Below are 21,787 nucleotides of genomic sequence, written 5' to 3' on the forward strand. Positions count from 1 at the left end.
GTTCTTAACATCACGAGTGTTACATCAGAAGTGTCACAGTGCGGAAGGCATGGGGCGCGATGACGCAGTCAGGGAACGGCCCGCTGAGCGGGGTGCGGGTGCTGGAGCTCGCCGGCATCGGCCCCGGCCCGTTCGCGGCCATGCTGCTGGCCGACCTCGGCGCCGACGTCGTCCGGGTCGACCGACCTGGCGGCGCCGGGCTGGGCATCGACCCGGCGTCCGACATCACCAACCGCAACAAGCGCTCGGTACTGGTCGACCTGAAGCAGCCCGCCGGGGCCGGCCAGGTCCTCGATCTGGCCGAGCGCGCCGACGTCCTGATCGAGGGATACCGACCGGGAGTGGCCGAGCGGCTGGGCGTCGGACCCGAGCCCTGCCTGGCGCGCAACCCCCGCCTGGTCTACGGCCGGATGACCGGCTGGGGCCAGCAAGGACCGCTCTCCGGCACCGCCGGGCACGACATCGGCTACATCGCCATCACCGGCGCCCTCGGCATGATCGGCCCGCCCGACGGCCCGCCCGCCATCCCCGCCAATCTGCTCGGCGACTACGCAGGCGGCTCCCTCTACCTCGTCATCGGCGTCCTTGCGGCCCTCCAGCACGCCCGCACCGAGGGCGGGACGGGCCAGGTCGTGGACGCCGCGATCGTCGACGGCACGGCCCACCTGACGGCGATGATCCACGGCATGCTGGCGGCCGGCGGCTGGCAGGACCGGCGGGGCGCCAATCTGCTCGACGGCGGCACGCCGTTCTACGGCGCCTACGAGACCGCCGACGGCGGCTACATGGCCGTTGGCGCGCTGGAGCAGCGGTTCTACGCGGAGTTCATCCACCTGCTCGGCATCGAGGACGACGTCCCCGGCCGGGACGACCTCGCCGCCTGGGACGACCTCCGCACCGCCATCGCCGCCCGGTTCCGGACCCGTACGCGGGACGAGTGGACCGCAGTGTTCCAGGAGTCCGACGCCTGCGTGGCGCCGGTGCTCTCCCTGCGCGAGGCCCCCGGGCACCCGCACCTCGCCGCCCGCGGCACCTTCACCGAGCACGCCGGCCTCACCCAGCCCGCCCCCGCACCCCGCTTCTCGGCCACCCCGGGGACCCTCCGCAGACCTCCCGCCCGCCCCGGAGCGGACACCGAAGAGGTGGCCCGCGACTGGCAGGTGCCCAGCCTCGCCACCCCGGTCGGCGGCCCGCGCCGCACCGAGCGGAAGGAAACGGCCCGCTGATGGAACTCTCCACCACCCTCCAGCACGCGACCGATCCGCGCCGCGCCGCCGAAGCAGCCGCCGCCCTCGAACGCGCCGGACCGGACGCCATCCGGGTCGCCGAGCCCTCCGGCTTCGACCCGCCCACCACCATGGGCTTCCTGGCCGCCCGTACCGAGCACGCCCGCACCGAGCACGCCCGGATCGGCTCGGCGATCCTCGACGTCTGCTCCCGCGCCCCCGCCCCGATCGCCCGGACCGCCGCCGGGCTCGACGCCGTCTCCGGCGGCCGCGCCCTGCTCGGCCGGGACGCCGCCGGCTCGCACGTCATCGAGGGCTGGCACGGCAAGGCGTACGACCTCGCCGTCGCCTGCGGCTACGAGCAGGCCGCACCTCGTCCAGGAGCTCTACGTCACCGGCCGGAAGCACGAGGCCGAGGCCGCGGTACCGGCCGCGTTCTGCCAACAGGTGTCGCTGTGCGGGCCCGAGGGATACGTCCGGGAACGCAGCGAGACGGGGGTACCCCCGGGCCGAAGGCTGGGGGAGGACCGCCGCCTACCAGGACGCCGGCGTGACGATGCCCGACGTCCAGCCCGTGGGCCCCGATCCCGCCAAGCTCATCGAGACCGCCACGAACCGGCTCCGAGGGGACCGGGCGACACCAGCGCCCTCCAGGCGACACCCGGGACCTCGATCGAGCGGCCCCGCCGCCCACCCAGGACCACCCCCGAAGGGACAGCAGAGTGAAGCGCCAGATCTTCACCGAGGACCACGACGCCTTCCGCGAGACGGTGCGCACCTTCCTCGCCAAGGAGGTGACGCCGCATTACGAGCAGTGGGAGAAGGACGGCATCGTCAGCCGGGACGCCTGGCGGGCGGCCGGCCGGCAGGGGCTGCTGGGCCTGGCCGTGCCCGAGGAGTACGGCGGCGGGGGCACCACCGACTTCCGCTACAGCGCGGTCCTGGCCGAGGAGTTCACCCGCGCCGGCAGCCCGGGCTTCGCCATCGGGCTGCACAACGACATCATCGGCCCCTATCTGACCTCGCTCGCCACCGACGAGCAGAAGCGCCGCTGGCTGCCCGGCTTCTGCAGCGGCGAGACCATCACCGCCATCGCGATGACCGAGCCCGGCGCCGGCTCCGACCTCCAGGGCATCCGCACCTCCGCCGAGGACCGCGGCGACCACTGGATCCTCAACGGCTCCAAGACCTTCATCTCCAACGGCATCCTCGCCGACCTCGTCATCGTCGTCGCCAAGACCACCCCCGAGGGCGGCGCACACGGCCTGAGCCTGCTGGTCGTCGAACGCGGGACGGAGGGCTTCGAGCGTGGCCGCAACCTCGACAAGATCGGCCAGAAGTCCCAAGACACCGCCGAGCTGTTCTTCCACGACGTGCGGGTCCCCAAGGAGAACCTCCTCGGCGAGCTCAACGGCGCCTTCGTGCACCTGATGACCAACCTCGCCCAGGAGCGGATGGCGATAGCGATCGCCGGGATAGCCGCCGCCGAGCACCTGCTGGAGATCACCACCCGGTACGTCAAGGAGCGCGAGGCGTTCGGCCGGCCACTCGCCAAGCTCCAGCACATCCGGTTCGAGATCGCCGAGATGGCCACCGAGTGCGCGGTCACCCGCACCTTCCTCGACCGCTGCATCGCCGACCACTCCGAGGGCACCCTCGACGCCGTGCACGCCTCCATGGCCAAGTGGTGGGCCACCGAACTCCAGAAGCGGGTGGCCGACCGCTGTCTGCAACTCCACGGCGGATACGGCTACATGGCTGAATATCCCGTCGCCCGGGCCTTCACCGACGGCCGCATACAGACCATCTACGGAGGGACGACCGAGATCATGAAGGAGATCATCGGCCGCTCCCTGCTCGGCTAACCCTCCCCGACTGTGTCTTCCCGGGGCCCTGACCTCAGCGGCTGACACCGCGGCCCCCGACCCCCGGCCGGAAAGAAAGGCTTTCCTGTGAGCACCGAAGCGTATGTGTACGACGCGATCCGCACCCCCCGCGGTCGCGGCAAGGCCAATGGCGCACTGCACGGCACCAAGCCGATCGACCTGGTCGTCGGCCTGATCCACGAAGTGCGGCGGCGCTTCCCCGACCTGGACCCGGCCGCGATCGACGACATCGTGCTCGGCGTCGTCGGACCGGTCGGCGACCAGGGTTCGGACATCGCCCGGATCGCCGCCATCGCCGCCGGCCTGCCCGACACCGTCGCCGGCGTCCAGGAGAACCGCTTCTGTGCCTCCGGCCTCGAAGCCGTCAACATGGCGGCGGCCAAGGTCCGTTCGGGCTGGGAGGACCTGGTCCTGGCGGGCGGCGTGGAGTCGATGTCGCGGGTGCCGATGGCCTCCGACGGCGGCGCCTGGTTCGCCGACCCGATGACCAACTTCGACACCGGCTTCGTCCCGCAGGGCATCAGCGCCGACCTGATCGCCACCATCGAGGGCTACTCCCGCCGCGACGTCGACGAGTTCGCCGCGCTGTCCCAGGAGCGGGCCGCCGCGGCCTGGAAGGACGGCCGCTTCGAGCGTTCCGTCGTCCCCGTGCGGGACCGCAACGGCCTGCTCGTCCTCGACCACGACGAGCACCTGCGCCCCGGCACCACCGCCGACTCCCTCGGGGCCCTGAAGCCCTCCTTCGCCGCCATCGGCGACGCCGGCGGCTTCGACGCGGTTGCCCTCCAGAAGTACCACTGGGTCGAGAAGATCGACCACGTCCACCACGCCGGCAACTCCTCCGGCATCGTGGACGGCGCGGCCCTGGTCGCCATCGGCTCCAAGGAGGTCGGCGAGCGCTACGGCCTCACCCCGCGGGCCCGCATCGTCTCCGCCGCGGTGTCCGGCTCCGAGCCGACGATCATGCTCACCGGCCCCGCCCCCGCCAGCCGCAAGGCCCTGGCCAAGGCGGGCCTGACCATCGACGACATCGACCTGGTCGAGATCAACGAGGCGTTCGCCGCGGTCGTCCTCCGCTTCGTCAAGGACATGGGCCTCAGCCTGGACAAGGTCAACGTCAACGGCGGCGCCATCGCCCTGGGCCACCCCCTCGGCGCCACCGGCGCGATGATCCTAGGCACCCTCGTCGACGAGCTGGAGCGGCAGGACAAGCGCTACGGCCTGGCCACCCTCTGCGTCGGCGGCGGCATGGGCGTCGCCACCGTCATCGAGCGCCTCTGACCCCTCGTCCCACCCACCACGGAGTACCAACCATGAGTGAATCGACCACCATTCGCTGGGAACAGGACGAGACCGACGTCGTCACCCTGGTCCTGGACGACCCCGACCAGTCCGCCAACACCATGAACAACGCCTTCAAGACCTCCCTCACCGCGGTCGCCGACCGCCTGGAGGCCGAGAAGGACAGCGTTCGCGGCATCATCTTCACCTCCGCCAAGAAGACCTTCTTCGCCGGCGGCGACCTGCGCGACCTGATCGCCGTCACCCCCGCCCAGGCACAGCAGGCGTTCGAGGCCGGCAACGGCATCAAGCGCGATCTGCGCCGGATCGAGACGCTCGGCAAGCCCGTGGTCGCCGCCATCAACGGCGCGGCCCTGGGCGGCGGTTACGAGATCGCCCTGTCCTGCCACCACCGTGTTGCCCTGGACACCCCCGGCACCAAGATCGGCCTCCCCGAGGTCACCCTCGGCCTGCTGCCCGCCGGCGGCGGTGTCACCCGCACCGTCCGGCTGCTGGGCATCACCGACGCGCTGCTGAAGGTGCTCCTCCAGGGCACCCAGTACAACGCCACCCGTGCCAAGGACAACGGGCTGGTCCACGAGGTCGCCGAGACCCCCGATGAACTGCTCGCCAAGGCCCGGGAGTTCATCGACGCCCACCCCGAGTCCCAGCAGCCCTGGGACGTCAAGGGCTACAAGATCCCCGGCGGCACCCCGGCGCACCCGAAGTTCGCCGCCAACCTCCCGGCGTTCCCCGCCAACCTCAAGAAGCAGCTGGCCGGCGCCCCCTACCCGGCGCCGCGGAACATCCTCGCCGCGGCCGTCGAGGGATCCCAGGTCGACTTCGAGTCCGCCCAGACCATCGAGGCGCGCTACTTCGTCGAGCTGGTCACCGGCCAGGTCTCCAAGAACATGATCCAGGCGTTCTTCTTCGACCTCCAGGCCGTCAACTCCGGTGCCAACCGCCCCAAGGACATCGCGCCGCGCACGGTCCGGAAGGCCGCCGTCCTCGGCGCCGGCATGATGGGCGCCGGGATCGCCTACGCCTGCGCCAAGGCCGGCATCGAGGTCGTCCTCAAGGACGTCACGTTGGAGGCGGCTCAGAGGGGCAAGGAGTATTCCGCGGGGCTGCTCGACAAGGCACTGGCCAGGGGGCGGACGACCGAGGCGCAGCGCGACGAGCTGCTGGCGCGGATCACGCCCACCGCCGAGCCCGCCGACCTCGCCGGCTGCGACGCGGTCATCGAGGCGGTCTTCGAGGACGTCGCCCTCAAGCACAAGGTGTTCAAGGAGATCCAGCACGTCATCGAGCCCGATGCGCTGCTGTGCTCCAACACCTCCACCCTGCCCATCACGCTGCTGGCCGAAGGCGTCGAGCGGGACACCGACTTCATCGGCCTGCACTTCTTCTCACCGGTCGAAAAGATGCCGCTGGTGGAGATCATCAAGGGCGAGCGGACCGGTGACGAGGCGCTGGCCCGCGCGTTCGACCTGGTCCGCCAGATCCGCAAGACCCCGATCGTCGTCAACGACTCGCGCGGCTTCTTCACCTCCCGCGTCATCGGCCACTTCATCAACGAGGGCGTGGCGATGATCGGCGAGGGCCTCGACCCCGCCTCGGTCGAACAGGCCGCGGCCCAGGCCGGCTACCCGGCCAAGGTGCTGTCCTTGATGGACGAGCTGACCCTTACCCTCCCGCGCAAGATCCGCAACGAGACCAAGCGCGCCGTCGAGGAGGCCGGCGGCACCTGGCAGCCGCACCCGGCCGACGCCGTCATCGACCGCATGGTGGACGAGTTCGAGCGCCCCGGCCGCAGCGGCGGCGCGGGCTTCTACGACTACGGCGACGACGGCAAGCGGGCCGGCCTGTGGCCCGGGCTGCGCGAGCACTTCCAGAAGGCCGGCGCCGCCATCCCGTTCCGGGACATGCAGGAGCGGATGCTGTTCTCCGAGGCGCTGGACACCGTCCGCTGCCTGGAGGAGGGCGTGCTGACCTCCGTCGCCGACGCCAACATCGGCTCCATCTTCGGCATCGGCTTCCCGGGTTGGACCGGTGGCGTGCTCCAGTACATCAACGGCTACGAAGGGGGCCTGCCCGGGTTCGTGGCCCGCGCCCGCGAACTCCAGGCGGCCTACGGCGACCGGTTCGCGCCCTCCGCGCTGTTGGTCGAAAAGGCCGAGCGGGGCGAGAAGTTCAGCGACTGAGCCGGACGTGCGGGGGCGGACCATCACGGCCCGCCCCCGTCACCCCGCGTCCGTGCCACCGCTTTCGCGCCGGCTGGTGCGTTCCGCCCGGCCGTCGTGCTCGCCCGTGCCGAGCCACTCCCGCAACTCTTCCTTCATCGACCGTTGGAAGGCGGTGACCAGTGCCTGCACCACCATCGGCTGCATGTGCGCCGAGAGCGACTTCATCCGCGCCACCTCCTCCGCGTCCGGCCCGCCGTCCCGGTACGGCTCCCATACCTCGTCCTTGAAGAGCCGGCTGAGCTCACGGGCCGCCGAGCGGGTGTGCTCGATGACGACGGTGCGCGCCGCCATGATCGTCTCCAGGGCGATCGGCACGTCGAGCAGCCGCGTCCCCAGGTGCAGCAGCCCCGGGTCGACCCGGAAGACCTGCGGATCCTCGGTCCGGACGAGGACGTTCATCGCCGCCAGTCGATCGAGGTCCTCGTCGGTCAGCTCCCGGCCGACCCGCCGCTCCAGCTGCTCCCGGGTGGTGTCCTCGGCCTTGTCCGGTACCCAGCTCGCCACCAGGGCGCGGTGGATGGCCAGGTCCTGGGCGCTCAGGTCGGGCGGCAGCTGCGCCAGGTAGCGTTCGATGGCGGACAGGGTCAGGCCCTGGTGCTGGAGTTCCTCGATGAGCGCGAGCCGCGAGAGGTGGTCCGGGCCGTAGCGGCCGACCCGGCGCGGGCCGATCTCGGGCGGCGGCAGCAGACCGCGGGTGCTGTAGAAGCGGATCGTGCGGACCGTGACGCCGGCGCGGGCGGCGAGTTCGTCGACGGTCAGGCCGTCAGGGGCGGACTCCATCATGTTCAACAGTATTGCTGTCTCACCAGTCCTGTGAAACCTTCTTCACCGCTCAGCGCGCAGCCAGGCCCCCTTCGGGCAGGGCCTGGGTCCTCCGTACGGTCCGTAGATCAGGCCCACACCCTCGGGAGGCCGCCATGACCACGCTCCTGCGTATGCCCGGTGAGCCGGGCGCACTCACGCTGCCCGCCCTGCTGTTGCGAAACGCCGAGGACCACGGCGCACGGCCGGCCCTCTCCTGGCGCGCGCCGGACGGCGGCTGGCGGACGCTCAGTTGGGCGGAGGCCCGCCGCCGGATCGGTGAACTGGCCGCCGGGTTCCGGGCGCTCGGCGTCGGGCGCGGGGAGATCGTCCTGCTCATGATGGGCAACCGCCCCGAGCACTGGCTCAGCGACCTGGCCCTGGTGCACCTGGGCGCCGTACCCGTCACGGTCTACGGCACCTCCGCGCCGGGCCAGATCGCCCATATCGTCCGGCACAGCCGGGCCCAACTGGCCGTGGTGGAGGGGCCCCGGGAGCGGGCGCGCTGGGAGCCGCTGCTCGACGACGCGGCGGCGCGGTTGGCGCGGCTGGTGGTCGTCGAGCCGCCGGCCGCCGGCCACCCGGCGGCAGGCAGGTACGAGAGCTTCGCCGCGGTGGCGGCCCGCGGCGCCGCGGCGTACGACCCCGGGGCGTTCGAGGCGGCCTGGCGGCAGGGCGACGCGGGCGACACCCTGACCGTCGTGTACACCTCCGGCACGACCGGCGACCCCAAGGGCGTGGTGGTCAGCCACCGGCACGTGCTGCTGAACGCGGTGGCGCTGGACGGCGTCGTGGAGCTGCCGGACCATGCCGCGCACCTGTCCTACCTCCCCTTCGCCCATATCGCCGAGCGGATGCTGGGCATCTACCTGCCGGTCTTCCGGGCCGCGCACGTCCACCTCTGCGCGGATCCGGCGGAGGTCGCGCCGCTCGCCCGTGAGCTGCGGCCGGCGCAGTTCTTCGGGGTGCCGCGGGTGTGGGAGAAGCTGGCGGCGGCTGTCCGGGCCGCGCTGGCGGCGCTGCCCGCGGAGCACCAGGCGGCGGTGGCGGCGGCGGCCGAGACCGCCCGGGCCCACGTCGCCTGCCGGGAGCGCGGGCAGCGGCCGCCCGCCGGGCTGGCGGCGGCGTACGCCACGGCGAAGGCGCAGGTGCTGGACCCGCTGCTGGCGACGGCCGGTTTCGACCGGCTGGTCTGGACGGCGAGCGCCTCCGCGCCGATGCCCCCGGAGGTGGTGCGGTTCTGGGCCGGTTTCGGCATCGTGATCATGGACGCGTGGGGGCTGACCGAGACGGTCGGGGTGGCCACGACCAACGCCCCCGGTGCCTTCCGGCTGGGGTCGGTGGGCCGGCCGCTGGCCGGGCTGGAGGTGCGCACGGCCGCGGACGGGGAGATCGAGGTGCGCGGCCGGACGGTGAGCGCGGGGTACCTCCGGGCGGACGGGACGGTGGAACCGGCCGCCGGTGCGGACGGTTGGTTCCGCACCGGCGACATCGGCCGGATCGACGCGGACGGCTTCCTGTGGCTGACCGACCGCAAGAAGGAAATGATCGTGACGTCGACCGGCAAGAACGTCTCGCCCGCGCTGGTCGAGAACGCCCTCAAGGAGCATCCGCTCATCGGGCAGGCGCTGGTGCACGGCGACGGTCGGTCGTATCTGGTGGCGTTGCTGGTGCTGGATCCGGAGCTGGCCCCGGCCTGGGCGGCCCGGCACGGCATCGAGGGGAGCCTGCCGGAACTGGCCCGGAATCCCGCCGTCCGGGCGGAGGTCGAGCGGGGTGTGGCGGCGGCGAATACCCGGCTGAACCGCACGGAACAGGTCAAGCGATTTTCGTTGTTGGGCGAGGAATGGCGGCCGGAAACTGGCGAACTCACACCGTCGCTGAAGCTTCGCCGCGGTGTTATTCGACACAAATACGGACGAACCCTGCGGCGAATGTACGCCATGTGATCTCGCACACAGACGGGGGGCCACTCTTCGGGGAAGGTGTGCCGACTGGCCGTTCGCACGATCTGCGGAGCGGGCCATGGTCAAGCTCTCCGAAAGCGAGATGAACCAGTAGTGAGCACAGAAACCGTCGTGGATGAAGCCCAGCGGCCATCGGACGGGGGGAGCGGGACCCGGCAGGACGCGGGAGACGCCGGTTACAGCAAGGCTCTTAAGGGCCGCCACATCAACATGATCGCCATCGGTGGCGCGATCGGCACCGGCCTCTTCCTGGGGGCCGGCGGCCGGCTGCACTCGGCCGGTCCGGCGCTCGCCATCGCTTACGCGGTCTGCGGTCTTTTTGCCTTCTTCGTCGTCCGGGCCCTCGGTGAACTGGTGGTGCACCGCCCGTCGTCCGGCTCGTTCGTCTCCTACGCCCGGGAGTTCCTGGGGGAGAAGGGCGCCTACGTCGCGGGTTGGATGTACGTCGTCAACTGGTCGACGACCGGTATCGCCGACATCACCGCGATCGCCCTGTACACCCACTACTGGAGCATGTTCACCAGCATTCCGCAGTGGGTGATGGCGCTGATCGCGCTGGCGGTGGTGCTCACGATCAACCTGATATCGGTGAAGATCTTCGGTGAGATGGAGTTCTGGTTCGCGATCATCAAGGTCGCGGCGCTGGTCGCCTTCATGTTCATCGGGATCTTCCTGCTGGCCACCCAGCACCCGGTCGACGGACACACGCCGGGCCTGCACCTGATCACCGACCACGGTGGCATCTTCCCGACCGGCCTGCTGCCCGTGGTGATCGTGCTCCAAGGCGTCGTGTTCGCCTACTCCGCGGTCGAACTGGTCGGCGTCACCGCCGGTGAGACCAGCGAGCCGCAGAAGGTCGTGCCGAAGGCCGTGAACTCGATCATGTGGCGGGTCGGCATCTTCTACGTCGGCTCGGTGATCCTGCTGGCGATGCTGTTGCCGTGGAACGTCTTCAGCGCCAACGAGAGCCCGTTTGTCACCGTGCTGTCCCACGTCGGCATCCCGCACGCCGGCGATGTGATGAACCTCGTCGTGCTCACCGCCGCGATGTCCAGCCTGAACTCCGGGCTGTACTCCACCGGCCGCATCCTGCGTTCGATGTCCATGGCGGGCTCCGCGCCGAAGTTCGCCGGCCGGATGAACCGCAACCAGGTGCCGTACGGCGGCATCATGCTCACCTCCGCGGTGTGCGTGCTCGGTGTCGGGCTCAACTACTGGCTGCCGGGCAAGGCGTTCGAGATCGTGATCAACATCGCGGCGCTGGGCATCGTCAGCACCTGGTGCACGATCATGGTCTGTCACATGGTGTTCGTCCGCCGCTCCAAGGAGGGCCTGGTCGAGCGGCCGCGCTTCCGCCTGCCGGGCACGCCGGTCACCGACATCGCCACCATCGCCTTCCTGCTCGGCGTCATCGTGCTGATGTGGTTCGACGACGGCGTCGGCCGGCAGACCGTCCTGCTGATCCCGATCCTCGCCGCCGCGCTGGTGGGTGGCTGGTTCGTGGTCCGCGGCCGGGTGCGGCGGATCGCCGAGGAACGCGAACTCGCCGAGTAAGTCGCGCGAGGACACACGCCCGTACAGCGGAGGGCGGCCGCGGTGGACCGGAAGGTCGCCGGGGCCGCCCTCCGTCGTGCGGGCCCGTTGTCAGTGGTCGCCCGTACCGTTGAGTCATGGCTGAGAAAACGGGGATCGACGCCGCAATCGCCTACGTCAAGGGTGATGCCACCGCACCTCAGGGCAAGGGCGTCAAAGTGATCGTGCATGTCTGCAATGACCTCGGGGGTTGGGGCAAGGGCTTCGTGCTCGCCCTCTCCCGCCGCTGGCCGGAGCCGGAGCGGGTCTACCGCCGCTGGCACCGCGAGCGGGCGGGGAACGACTTCGGGCTGGGCGCCGTCCAGTTGGTGCCGGTCGGTGAGCACGTGTGGGTGGCCAATGTCGTTGGACAGCGGGGCATACGGACCGGCAGCAAGGGCGTGCCGGTGCGGTACGAGGCGATAGCGGCCGGGCTCGGCCGGGTCGCGGACAAGGCGCTGGAGTTGGGGGCCTCGGTCCACATGCCGCGGATCGGTTGTGGGTTGGCCGGTGGGAAGTGGTCCCGGGTGGAGCCGCTGATAACCCAGCGGCTCATCGGGCGCGGGGTCGCGGTGACGGTCTACGACCGCTGAGGGCCCGGGGCCGCCGGCGGGGGAGGGTGCGCGCGGCGGACCGGCTGGGCGGTGGTCCGGCCTGCGCGGCCGGTCCACCGCCCGGGCGGGTCGGGTCAGCCGCCGATGACCGGATAGTGGTCGGAGAGGTTGGTGTAGGTGTAGTCCTTGCCCCAGCTGGAGACGGTCCAGGGCGCCGACTGCTCCTTGATCACGGTGTTCCGCCAACCAGCGGGCCGGGCATGGCCGTTGCGGAACAGCACGTAGTCCAGGTCCTCACGGGGGTCGTTCGGGTAGCGGTACGCGGCGATCGAGTTCGCCTGGGTGTCGAAGGAGTACGGGTGCCCCGTGCGGTTGTCGGCGGGTGCCAGGTCGGCGTTGGCCAGCAGGGTGTTGTACTCGGTGCCGTGGGAGTCGATGTTCATGTCACCGGCGACCATGATCTCCTCGTCCGCCGGGATGTTCTTGGCGTTGAGGAAGGCATCCAGCTCCTTGAGCTGCTTGGCGCGGTCGGCGGCCGCCTCACCGGCCTTGCAGCCCGAATCGGTCGACTGGGTGTGGGTGCCGACGACGTGCACCTTGGTGCCGTTGACGTCCAGTTCCGCGTAGACGAAGCCCTTGTTGGAGTAGGAGTCCGAACCGCAGGCGTCCTGGTAGATGTGCTGCTCCTTGCGCAGCACTGGCCACTTGCTCAGCAGTGTCACCCCGCCGTCCTCGGGCGTGACGGCCGAGTAGGCGCCACTGGTGGCGTCCCAGCCGCTCCGGCTGCGGCCGACCACCGGAGTTTGGTGCGGATACTCCGCGGCGGCCTGCGACTTGAGCGCGTCGGAGGAGGAGTTGTCGAAGGCTTCCTGGAGCACGACGACGTCGTTGCCGTGGAAGAAGTCAGCGGACGCGATGGCCTGGGCGCGGTGGTCCTGGCCCCAGTTGGGATAGAGGTTCTTGCTCATGAGGAAGGTGTTGTAGGTGAGCACCTTGAGCCGGGGCGCGCTCGCGACCGCCGGGGAACCGGCAGGGCCGGCCGGAGCCGACATGGTTGCGCCCGACGCGGTGGGGGACGCGACGGCCAACGTGGCGGCGAGGGCTGCGGCGATCGCGACGGCCCGGGACGTACGCAGGGGGGAGTGCGGCACTGAAACTCCCTATCGAGGGGGGACTTGGGGATATATAGCGGCGACGCACATCAAACCAGCTGGGGTTACTTCTAGGTAACCTCCCGGCGGGCAGCAGATTTACGGACCGAGTCGCTTGCCGATGACGTCGCGCGGGAGCGTGCTGCATCTCGTTGGTGCCGCAGGAGGGTGAGCTTGGCGGTCCCGGCGGTCCCGGCGGTCAGGGCGTCGGGCTGCTCGCGGGTTCCGCACTCCCGGAGGGCGACGTCGCAGCGAGCCACGTCGCGGCGAGTGGCCACGAACTCCCTTTGCTCCAGGGCGAGTCGGGCGAGTCGGGCGACGGTGGGCGGTAGTGGCGAGGGGGTCGGGCGGGTCACGGTGTGCCGCCTGGGCAGGGCTTCGTTACAAAGTGATTCGGTTAGTGTCTTTGTCACCAGCGGGGTGTGCCGCCGGCCGGTGGCGGGTGCGAGGAGGGGGACCGATGGTGGACGAACGACAGCTGCTGACACGGGCGTTGGAGGGTGCACCGGGAGCCGGGGGCGCGCTGACGGAGAAGATCCTGGACGCGGCGCGGGAGCAGTTCATGACCTTCGGGCTACGGCGGTCCACCGTCGACGACGTGGCCAAACGGGCCGGGGTTTCGCGGGTCACGGTGTACCGGCGGGTTGGCAACAAGGACGAGTTGGTGCAGCGGGTGCTGCTGCGTGAGTACCGGCTGTTCGTCGCCGAGGTGGACGCGGCGGTGGCCGGGCTGCCGACGATGGAGGAACGGATGGTGGAGGGGTTCGCCGCCATCCTGCGGTTGATCCGGGGACATCCGCTGATCGGGGGGCTGATGCGGTTGGAGCCGGAGACGATGCTGCCGTACCTGACGCTGGAGAGCGGGCCGTCCTTCCTGGCGATGCGCGGGTACCTGGCGGGGCATCTGCGCCGGGCGCAGCGGGTGGCGGTGAGCGGGGACGGCCGGACGGTGCGCCAGGGAGACGGCGGCGGCGAGCGCGGCGGTGACGAGGCCGACGGCGGGGATCCGACGGCGGTGGCGGAGCTGATGGTGCGGATCACCGTGTCCTTCCTGCTGAATCCGGTGAGTTGCTTCGCGTTGGACGACGATGAGCAGGCGCGGCGGTTCGCGCGGAGGTATCTCGCTCCGCTGCTCGACCGGTGAGGGGGACCGGCCCGGGTGGGCGCGGCGGTCCGGTCAACGGCGGCTGTGCAGCCACCGCCCCACCGCGACGGCCCGGGCCGCCCTGCGCCGCGGTGTGCTGAACGACGTCAGGTCCACGGGCGGACGGAACCGGCGGACGGTCAGCGCGTGCGGGGCGGCGAAGGCGCGGAGGCCCTCGGCGCCGTGGACGCGGCCGTGGCCGGAATCGCCCGAGCCACCGAAGGGAAGGGTGGGGACGGCGGCGAAGCCGAGGACGGAATTGACCGATACCGCACCGGAGGCGAGGCGTTCGGCGATGGCGCGGCCGGTGCGGCGGCTGCCGGTGAAGACGGCCGCGCCGAGCGCGTAGGCGGAGGCGTTGGCACGGGTCACCGCCTCGTCCAGGTCGCGGACGGCGTTGACGGCGACGACCGGACCGAAGGTCTCCTCGCGCATGGCGGGGGAGTCCTCGGGCACGTCGACGAGGACGACCGGGTGGGCGTAGGGCGGGCGGACCGATTCCGGGCCGCCGTAGAGGGCGCGGGCGCCGGCGGCCAGGGCGTCCTTCACATGGCGTTCGACGGTGGCGAGTTGGGTGGGGAGGGTGAGCGGGCCGTAGGAGGCGTCCGGTCCGGCCCCCGGTCGTAGGGCGCGGGCGCGGTGGACGATCCGGTCGCAGAGCGCGGCGTGGATCGGGGCGACGGCGTAGACGCGCTCCACACCGGCGCAGGTCTGGCCGGCGTTGGCCAGGGCGCCCCAGACGATGGCGTCGGCCGCCGCGTCCAGGTCGGCGGAGGCGTCGACGATGACGGCGTCCTTGCCGCCGCACTCGGCGAGCAGCGGGGTGAGCCGCTCGGCGCAGACCGCGGCGACCTTGCGGGCGGTGGCCGGGGAACCGGTGAAGGCGATCTTGTCGGCGCCGGAGCGGACCAGGGCCTCGCCGGTGGCGCCGGGGCCGGTGACGGTCTGGAGGAGGTGGGGATGGTCGGGGAGCGCGTCGGTGAGTGTGGCGGCGAGCAACACGCCGACGCCCGGGGTGAGTTCGGAGGGTTTGAAGACCACCGCGTTGCCCGCCGCGAGGGCGGGGCCGAGGGAGCCCATGGGGGTGTGGAGGGGGTAGTTCCAGGGGCCGATTGCGCCTATCACCCCCAGGGGGCGGTGGGTGAGCAGCGAGCGTTGGTGGACGGCCAGCGGACCGGAGGGGACGCGGCGTCGGCCCAGCACGCGGCGGGCGTTGCGGGCCGCCCAGTCGAGGTGGACGAGGGCGAGCAGCACCTCGGCGCGGGCGTCGTGCGGCGGTTTGCCGGTCTCGGCGCCGATCAGCTCCGCCAGTTCGTCCATCCGGTGGGCCAGCGACCGCTTCCAGGTGAGCAGGCGGGTGCGGCGACCGGCCCAGCCGCAGGCCGCCCAGGCGCGGGCCGCCTCCCGGGCCCGGTCGACGGCGGCCCGGACCTCCTCCGGGCCGTGCACGGGGTGCTCGCCGACCGGTTCGCCGGTGAGTGGGGAACGGGAGATCAGTACGGTCATGAGGCGTCCTCGGAGGGCAGCGGGCGGAGCGGGCGGTGCTGGGCCCAGGCGGGCCCGAGGTCGTCGAGGGTGTAGCCGAAGGGATAGGAACGGGGCCGGGACAGGCCGGGCCGGGACTCCGGCCGGGCGGGCAGCAGGCGGACGACGGCGGCCCGGGCGCGCAGCGTGCGGTGGGCCAGGGTCCGCAGCCAGGGCGGCTGTGCGGGGAATCCCAGGGCGCGCAGCAGGGGTTCGTCCAGCAGGGCGAGGGAGAAGCGGGCGACGGCGGGGCGGAGGGCGGCCGGGTACCAGGAGGCCAGCACCCGGAAGGTGGCGTTGGCGACCCGGTGGTTGGCCGGGTGGTAGGCGAACATCCCGGCCTCGTAGTCGTCGAGGAGCTTCTCGTAGCCGGCCATGGTGCGGGGGGCGTCGGCGATGCCCATCATCGTGGCGAGCTTGTGGCCGACCAGGGCGAGGGCGGCCTTTTCGTTGGCGCACAGGGGGCGCCAGCCGTAGCGGTCGATCCACCGCTCGGGGCCGACGACGGTGGTGGCGAGGACGTAGCGGAAGTCGTCGTTGGGGATGTGGTACTTGCCGTGGATGCGGTTGAGGTGGCGGGCGGCGGCGCGGCCCCGTGCGGAGTCGAAGCCGTCGGCGGCCAGTTCGAAGCCGAGGAGCACCGTGTCGTCGTAGCGCTTCTGCCCGTTGCGCTCGAACTCCTGGGTGCGGTCGAGGAGTTGGGAGATGCGCGGGACGCCGTAGTCGCGCAGGAAGGCGACCGAGAGGCCCTGGGCGTAGTCCCAGGGGAATTCGTACTGGGTGATCCAGCGGAAGATCTGCTCGAAGTCCCGTTCGGGGTCCATCCGGCGGATCTCCCGCAGCCGGGTGTAGCGGCCCATGTGCGTGCCTCCTGAGGTGGGGTGGCGTGCGCGGTGGTCTCCCGGTGGCTGCCCGGGAGTCGGTGCTGGGGCCGGTCCGGTGGAGCAGGGCCGATGGGCCCCAGGGCTGCCCGGATCTGGGCCGGACCGGCCCTAGTGACCGCCCAGGACGCGGTAGTGGACCTCCGCGGCGTCGACGAGGACCTGGCCCGCGGTGACCGGTCGCAGGGTGAGTGCGGGGAGGCGGACGGCGACGGGGAGGTTGGCGGGGACGACGTCGGCGCCGAGGCAGAGCTGCGGGGTGCTGACCTTCAGCCAGGGGATGTCGAGGGCGCCCCGGAGGTAGGTGGCGTAGACGTCGACGTCGCGGATGTCGAGTTGGACGTCGAGGACGTGCGCGGCGCCGTCCGGTCCGGTGACCCGGAGGTGGTAGTCGTCGGCGACGATCCGGGCGGCGTGCACCCACAGGACCTTGATCCGGCCGCCGCCCGCGGTGGGCAGGTAGGTCGCGCCGTGGACGAGGGCGTCGGTGGCGGTCAGGCGGGTGGCACCGACGGTCGGGTAGTACGGGCTGACGGGGTAGGTGGCGCGGCCCGGGCCGGGCTGTTCGCCGAGGACGAGGGGCGGGGTCAGGGCGGTGAGGTCGTCCGGGGCGCCGATCTCCCCGGGGCGGGCGGTCCGGGTCGGTGGTGCGGGGCGGTCGCCGCCGGACGGGGGTGGGCCGGTGGGGGCGGGGTTGTCCGCGCCGCCGGTGTCGATGCCGGTCAGGCAGGGCAGCGGGAGCGCGCCGAGGGCGTCGCGCGGGTCGCCGTCGGCCGCGCGGGCCGGTGCGCCGGTGACCAGTCCGGCGGCGAGCGCGAGCGGGAGCGTCAGGGCGAGGGTGCAGGAGCCGGGCGACGACGGTCCAACTCCCCTGCCCTCAGGTGCTTTTGGGTGCGGTGTCACCGCCCGGACGGGCGCCGCTGACGGTGTGTCGGCCGTGCCCTCCGCGCCCCCGGTCGGCCCGTCCGGTAGCCACCCGAAGGCCATCGACGAGCCCAACAGGCCGAGCCCGCAGCCGATCCCGAAGCCGCCCAGGTTGGTGGTGGCGAGCGAGACCACGGAGGCGATGGCGGTGACCACGGAGACGAACATCCGCTGGGCGGGGGCGAAGACGAAGAACAGCCCGCCGGCGATCAGCACCAGGCCGACCCCGATCGCCGACATCGCGCCGATGCCGACCTTCAGCATCAACGGCAGTGGCGCCAGCGGCAGGGCGATCAGCTCCAGACCGCCGGCGACCGCCCACAGTCCGGCCCAGAACGGTCGGCGGCGGCGCCAGGACCGCAGCGGTCGGCGCAGCCCGGGGGCGGGCAGCACGCGGTCGAGCCAACTGCCGGTCTCCTTGGCGAGTTCGGCGAGAAAGCCGAGGACGAAGGTGAGCACGGGGCCTCCTGGCGGCTAGTAGCACTCTTTGCCGGTGTGGCTGAGCTCGATCTCGACCTTGTCGAGGGTGAGCGAACCGCCGTTGGAGGCCCAGGCGGTGCTCTTGACGTCGCGCGCCAGCGCGGTGCTCGCCTGGACGCCGAACAGTCCGCGCGGCCCGCTGACCCCCGGCGCCCCGGTGAGCGTGGCGGCGTCCCGGCCCGCCTGGACGCCGGTCACCCGGCCCCCGCTGCTGGTCAGCGCGTCGGCGTTGACGACGAGGTTCTCGCCGCGGACGGGCCGGTCGCCGCCGGAGCGGACCAGTAGGGACACCTCGCCGACCAGCGGCAGCCGCTGTTTCATCGACAGGCAGACGCCCCTGGCCGTACCGGACTTGATGCCGGCCAGCAGCACCGCGTGGCCGGTGCCGTCCGCGTCGCCGAGCGAGGAGGGGAAGCTGGAGATCCCCTGGCCGGTGATCTCGTCGGCGGAGACCTTGAAGTTCTTGCCGGACACCGCGAAGGACGCGGCCATCGCCCCCTGCGCCAGGGCGATCAGCACGGCACCGACACAGGCCACGCCCGGCACCAGCAGCACGGCGGTGCGCTTCCAGTGCGTCCGTCCCTCGGGGCTCAACTCACGTGCGCTCACGGCCATTTCGGGGACCTCCCGATGAGGTGAGTCAATGTTACAAGGACTATTGACTTGTTTCACGAGCCGCGTCAACACTGCTGACACGGATTCAGCGAGGAGGCGGGATGGACACCGAGGCAGCACCCGGCACCCCCTTCGACCAGCCGGCGCAACGGCCCCCGGCGCAGGTCAGGGCACCCCGCCGCGGCGGCATCGCCTGGCGCCACTTCGGCGACACCCGGGCATTCCTGACGTCCCCTCAGCTCCTGCTGCTCCAGGTCGCGCACCCGGTGGTGGGCGCCGGCGTCGCCGACCACTCGACCTTCCGCGCCGAGCCCTGGCGGCGACTGCTGCGCACGGTCGGCTCGCTGGGCACGGTGATCTACGGCGGACAGGCCGCGGCCACCGTCGAGGCCCGACGACTGATCGAGGTCCACCGGGAAATGAAGGGCACCGACGCGCAGGGCCGGCGCTACCACGCCCTGCACCCCGAGGCGTACCACTGGGTGCACGCCACCCTCGTCCGCGGCCCCCTCGACGCCCTCCGGCTCTTCGGCCCGGGCCTGACGGCGGAGGAGACCGAGGAGTACTACCGCGAGATGCGGGACGTGGGGCGGGTCTGGGGTCTGAAAGACCATCACCTCCCGCCCGACTGGGCGTCGTTCTGCGCCTACTACGACGGTGTGGTCGCCGAGCGGCTGGAGCTCAACGACTCGGTGCGCGACGTCCTGGCGGAGCTGGCCCGACCGCAGAAGCCACCGGTGTGGTGGGTCCCGGCAGTGCTCTGGCGGCCGTTCGCCGCGCTCGCCGCCCACTACGCCCTGCTGGTCACCGTCGGCGTACTGCCACCGGTCCTCCGCGAGCGGTTCGGGCTGACCTGGACCACCCGGCAGCAGCGCCGGCTGCGCCGGTTCGCCCGGGTGGTGCGCTGCCTGATGGCGCTGGTGCCGCCCCCGCTGCGGATCGCCCCGGCGCTCTTCCTGGCCTACTGGAACACCCACCGCCCCGGCACCGACCCGCGCACCCGCCGTCCGCTGGGAGCCACCGTATGATGAGTAACCGTATGAACACGGTACGAACAGCCTTGGAACGGACCGACCCGGAACCCCCGCCGCCCGGAGGCGTGCTCTGGACGCTGGTCGGGGACGTCAGATCACTCCTGACCCTGCCCGCCGCACTGACGATGCAGGTGGCACACCCCGCGGTGGGCGCGGGCGTGGACGACCACTCGGTCTTCCGCGCCGACCCCTGGGGGCGCGGCGAACGGTCACTGGCCTCGCTCCAGCTGTGGGTGTACGGCGGCCGGGCCGCCGTCGAGGAGGGCCGGCGCCTGCGCAAGCTGCACCGCTCGATCCAGGGCACCGACGCGTACGGCCGGAAGTACCACGCGCTCACCCCCGCGTACTACGCCTGGGTGCACGCCACCGGCTACCCCGTCTTCCGGCACGCCCAGCGCTACCTCGGCCGCCCCTTCACCCCCGCGCAGGAGCGGGCGCTGTACGCGGAGTGGCTCCAGGTCGGCCGGATCCTCGGCATCCACGACCGGGACATGCCGCAGACCATCGAGGAGTTCTGGCCGTACTACCGCAAGGTCCTCGCCGCCGAGGTCGAGGAGACCGTGGTGGTACGGGAGTTGATCGCCACCGACCGGCCGCTGCCGGCCCCGGACCGCGGCCCCTGGTGGGTGCGACTGGCGCTGCGCCTGGTCTGGCCGGTGCTGCTGCCGCGGTTCGCGCGGTTCCGCCGGTTCGTCACCATCGGGCTGATGCCGCCGGACGCCCGGCGCGCCATCGGCCTCACCTGGACCGACGCGCAGGAGCGCCGGCTGCGCCGCCTGGGCCTGATGGTGCGCCTGGTGGTGCCCGCGCTGCCGGAGCGGCTGCGGTTCCTGCCGATCGCGCGGCGGGCCCGCCGGAAGCACCGGACGGCCCGCCGGTGACGACGAGGGCGGGCGGGACCCGGTCACCGACCTGACCCCGCCCGCCGCACCCGGTCAGTGACCGGCGTGCACCTCGTGGGTGGCCGCGATCTGCTTCCACGACTTGGGCTGGGCGACCAGGCCCCGCGCGGCGAACGCCCGCGCGCCCGCGCTCGCGGCCGGCTTGGTCGGCTGGTACAGCCAGGTGTCGAAGAAGTCGGCCAATGGCTGCCCGGACTTCTTCTCCGCGAACTTCACGAAGTCCCCGACCGCGGCGTTGCCGTACCGGTGTTCCGTCGGCCAGGACTTGAGGATGTCGAAGAAGACCTTGTCGCCGACCTTGTTGCGCAGCGACTGCAGGGCCAGCGCACCGCGGTCGTAGACCGCCGAGTCGAACTGCTTGTCCGCGCCCGGGTCGCCCGGCTTCACCGTCCAGAACGGGTCATCGGCCGGGTGCTGGGCGTAGACGTAGTCCGCCAACTGCTGCGCGGTGCCCTCGCCCTCCTTCTCCGACCACAGCCACTGGCTGTACGCGGCGAAGCCCTCGTTGAGCCAGATGTCCTTCCAGTCCTTCAACGACACGCTGTCGCCGTACCACTGGTGCGCCAGCTCGTGCACCACCACCGAGACGTTGGTGCCCTTGTCGAACGCCTTCTTGCCGTAGAACGGACGGGTCTGGGTCTCCAGCGCGTACCCGGCCGGGACGTTGGGGACGTAGCCGCCGACCGAGTTGAACGGGTACGGACCGAAGACGCTCTCCAGCCACTCGGTGACCTCGGTGGTGCGCTCGATGCTCGCCCGCGCCGACCCCAGGTTCGCGCCCAGGTCCGGGCTGACCGCGTTGATCACCGGCAGACCGTCGGCCGTGGTGTCGGTGGTGATGTCGAACTTGCCGATCGCCAGCGTCGTCAGGTACGTCGCCTGCGGCTTGTCCGAGCGCCAGTTGTAGCGCGTCCAGCCGAGCTTGGAGGTCTTCGAGGCCAGCACGCCGTTGCTGAGTGCCTGGGTGCCGTCCGGCACCGCGACGGAGATGTCGTACGTCGCCTTGTCGGAGGGGTGGTCGTTGCTGGGGAACCACCACACCGCCGATTCCGGCTCCTGCGCCACCACGCCGCCGTCCGGCGTCCGGGCCCAGGCGGTGAAGCCGTCGATCTTCAGCTCGGAGGGCTTGCCCGCGTAGCGGACCACCACGCTGATGTCCTTGCCCTTCTCCAGCGGTGTGGCCGGCGTCACCTCCAACTCGTGCTTCCCGGAGGTGGCGAAGGTGGCCTTCTTGCCGTTGATGCGGATCTCGCTGACCTTCAGGCCGAAGTCCAGGTTGAAGCGCGAGAGGTCCTGCGTGGTCCGGGCGAGCAGGGTCGCCGTGCCCTCCAGCAGGTCCGTCGCCGGCTGGTACTTCAGCCGCAGGTCGTAGTGGGAGACGCGGTACCCGCCGTTGCCGCTCGCGGGGTAGTAGCTGTCGCCCGCACCCGGGGCACCCGGGGTGAAGTCGGCCGCCGCCGCCGGGATCGCCAGCAGCAGACTGAGCGCGGCCGCGCCCGGGACCAGGAGTCTGTGACGCACGAGTCCTCCAACTCGTAGGGGAGGTCGATCTCTTACGGAGCTTATGTACGCATCGAGGCCGCGTCATGTCCATGGCCA

Annotated in this window: 19 protein-coding genes; 11 read left to right on the forward strand and 8 right to left on the reverse strand. The window is 71.7% G+C overall.

Features of this window, described 5'->3' with window-relative positions; translation table 11 throughout:
* The first annotated feature begins 59 nt into the window (after positions 1-59).
* The 5 genes from ACO0M4_RS08955 (at position 60) to ACO0M4_RS08975 (ending at position 6,597) form a co-directional block, all read left to right on the forward strand.
* Complete coding sequence (locus ACO0M4_RS08955) at positions 60-1,226, forward strand: CaiB/BaiF CoA transferase family protein (protein ID WP_430369213.1); 1,167 nt, start codon at positions 60-62, stop codon at positions 1,224-1,226.
* Positions 1,226-1,780: an LLM class flavin-dependent oxidoreductase gene (locus ACO0M4_RS08960; protein ID WP_430369214.1), complete on the forward strand. Its 555-nt coding sequence runs from the start codon at positions 1,226-1,228 to the stop codon at positions 1,778-1,780. Before ACO0M4_RS08955 ends, ACO0M4_RS08960 begins: the two co-directional genes overlap by 1 nt.
* A 168-nt stretch (positions 1,781-1,948) precedes the next feature.
* Positions 1,949-3,091, forward strand: coding sequence for an acyl-CoA dehydrogenase family protein (locus tag ACO0M4_RS08965; RefSeq protein WP_430369215.1), 1,143 nt, complete (start codon positions 1,949-1,951; stop codon positions 3,089-3,091).
* Between the two features lie 87 nt (positions 3,092-3,178).
* A complete protein-coding gene (locus ACO0M4_RS08970; protein ID WP_430369216.1) occupies positions 3,179-4,393 on the forward strand; it encodes an acetyl-CoA C-acetyltransferase in 1,215 nt (404 codons plus the stop codon).
* Between the two features lie 32 nt (positions 4,394-4,425).
* Positions 4,426-6,597 (forward strand): 3-hydroxyacyl-CoA dehydrogenase NAD-binding domain-containing protein, encoded by a 2,172-nt coding sequence (locus ACO0M4_RS08975; protein ID WP_430369217.1) that lies wholly within the window; start codon positions 4,426-4,428, stop codon positions 6,595-6,597.
* A gap of 39 nt (positions 6,598-6,636) precedes the next feature.
* On the opposite strand, the gene ACO0M4_RS08980 is transcribed toward ACO0M4_RS08975, so the two are convergent.
* On the reverse strand, positions 6,637-7,422 hold the full coding sequence (locus ACO0M4_RS08980) for a MerR family transcriptional regulator (protein ID WP_430369218.1): 786 nt from the start codon (positions 7,420-7,422) through the stop codon (positions 6,637-6,639).
* Positions 7,423-7,556: 134 nt separating this feature from the next.
* Here ACO0M4_RS08980 and ACO0M4_RS08985 point away from each other — a divergent pair, with 134 nt between their 5' ends.
* The 3 genes from ACO0M4_RS08985 (at position 7,557) to ACO0M4_RS08995 (ending at position 11,572) form a co-directional block, all read left to right on the forward strand.
* Positions 7,557-9,389: an AMP-dependent synthetase/ligase gene (locus ACO0M4_RS08985; RefSeq protein ID WP_430369219.1), complete on the forward strand. Its 1,833-nt coding sequence runs from the start codon at positions 7,557-7,559 to the stop codon at positions 9,387-9,389.
* A 129-nt stretch (positions 9,390-9,518) separates the two neighbouring features.
* Positions 9,519-10,961 carry an amino acid permease gene (locus tag ACO0M4_RS08990; protein WP_430369220.1) on the forward strand — a complete coding sequence of 481 codons (1,443 nt, stop codon included), beginning with the start codon at positions 9,519-9,521 and terminating at the stop codon, positions 10,959-10,961.
* Positions 10,962-11,077: 116 nt separating this feature from the next.
* Positions 11,078-11,572, forward strand: coding sequence for a macro domain-containing protein (locus tag ACO0M4_RS08995; protein WP_430369221.1), 495 nt, complete (start codon positions 11,078-11,080; stop codon positions 11,570-11,572).
* 95 nt (positions 11,573-11,667) lie between these two features.
* Here ACO0M4_RS08995 and sph read toward each other — a convergent pair whose 3' ends face one another.
* On the reverse strand, positions 11,668-12,684 hold the full coding sequence (gene sph / locus ACO0M4_RS09000; protein ID WP_430369222.1) for a sphingomyelin phosphodiesterase: 1,017 nt from the start codon (positions 12,682-12,684) through the stop codon (positions 11,668-11,670).
* Positions 12,685-12,755: 71 nt separating this feature from the next.
* Positions 12,756-13,040, reverse strand: a complete 285-nt coding sequence (locus ACO0M4_RS09005) for a hypothetical protein (protein WP_430369223.1) — start codon at positions 13,038-13,040, stop codon at positions 12,756-12,758.
* Between the two features lie 104 nt (positions 13,041-13,144).
* On the opposite strand from ACO0M4_RS09005, the gene ACO0M4_RS09010 reads away from it, so the two are divergent.
* Positions 13,145-13,828, forward strand: a complete 684-nt coding sequence (locus ACO0M4_RS09010; RefSeq protein WP_430369225.1) for a TetR/AcrR family transcriptional regulator — start codon at positions 13,145-13,147, stop codon at positions 13,826-13,828.
* Between the two features lie 33 nt (positions 13,829-13,861).
* Here the strand turns inward: ACO0M4_RS09010 and ACO0M4_RS09015 are convergent, their stop codons facing one another.
* The 4 genes from ACO0M4_RS09015 to ACO0M4_RS09030 all read right to left on the reverse strand — a co-directional run bounded on the left by ACO0M4_RS09015 (position 13,862) and on the right by ACO0M4_RS09030 (position 18,252).
* Positions 13,862-15,334, reverse strand: a complete 1,473-nt coding sequence (locus ACO0M4_RS09015; RefSeq protein ID WP_430369226.1) for an aldehyde dehydrogenase family protein — start codon at positions 15,332-15,334, stop codon at positions 13,862-13,864.
* Positions 15,331-16,212: an oxygenase MpaB family protein gene (locus tag ACO0M4_RS09020; protein ID WP_430369227.1), complete on the reverse strand. Its 882-nt coding sequence runs from the start codon at positions 16,210-16,212 to the stop codon at positions 15,331-15,333. The genes ACO0M4_RS09015 and ACO0M4_RS09020 overlap by 4 nt, the downstream gene beginning before the upstream one ends.
* Before the next feature lie 132 nt (positions 16,213-16,344).
* The gene (locus tag ACO0M4_RS09025; protein ID WP_430369228.1) at positions 16,345-17,616 is read right to left on the reverse strand and encodes a DUF6114 domain-containing protein; all 1,272 of its coding nucleotides are present in this window, start codon (positions 17,614-17,616) and stop codon (positions 16,345-16,347) included.
* A gap of 15 nt (positions 17,617-17,631) precedes the next feature.
* Positions 17,632-18,252 (reverse strand): DUF6230 family protein, encoded by a 621-nt coding sequence (locus ACO0M4_RS09030; protein WP_430369230.1) that lies wholly within the window; start codon positions 18,250-18,252, stop codon positions 17,632-17,634.
* Positions 18,253-18,353: 101 nt separating this feature from the next.
* Between ACO0M4_RS09030 and ACO0M4_RS09035 the strand changes: the two genes are divergently transcribed.
* Together ACO0M4_RS09035 and ACO0M4_RS09040 are read left to right on the forward strand one after the other, a co-directional pair.
* Positions 18,354-19,280 (forward strand): oxygenase MpaB family protein, encoded by a 927-nt coding sequence (locus ACO0M4_RS09035; protein WP_430369232.1) that lies wholly within the window; start codon positions 18,354-18,356, stop codon positions 19,278-19,280.
* A gap of 11 nt (positions 19,281-19,291) precedes the next feature.
* Complete coding sequence (locus ACO0M4_RS09040; RefSeq protein WP_430369234.1) at positions 19,292-20,167, forward strand: oxygenase MpaB family protein; 876 nt, start codon at positions 19,292-19,294, stop codon at positions 20,165-20,167.
* 54 nt (positions 20,168-20,221) lie between these two features.
* Here the strand turns inward: ACO0M4_RS09040 and ACO0M4_RS09045 are convergent, their stop codons facing one another.
* Positions 20,222-21,709, reverse strand: coding sequence for a M1 family metallopeptidase (locus ACO0M4_RS09045; protein WP_430369236.1), 1,488 nt, complete (start codon positions 21,707-21,709; stop codon positions 20,222-20,224).
* Between the last annotated feature and the right edge of the window lie 78 nt (positions 21,710-21,787).

The organism is Streptomyces sp. RGM 3693 (assembly GCF_050471125.1).
Taxonomy (GTDB): Bacteria; Actinomycetota; Actinomycetes; order Streptomycetales; family Streptomycetaceae; genus Streptomyces.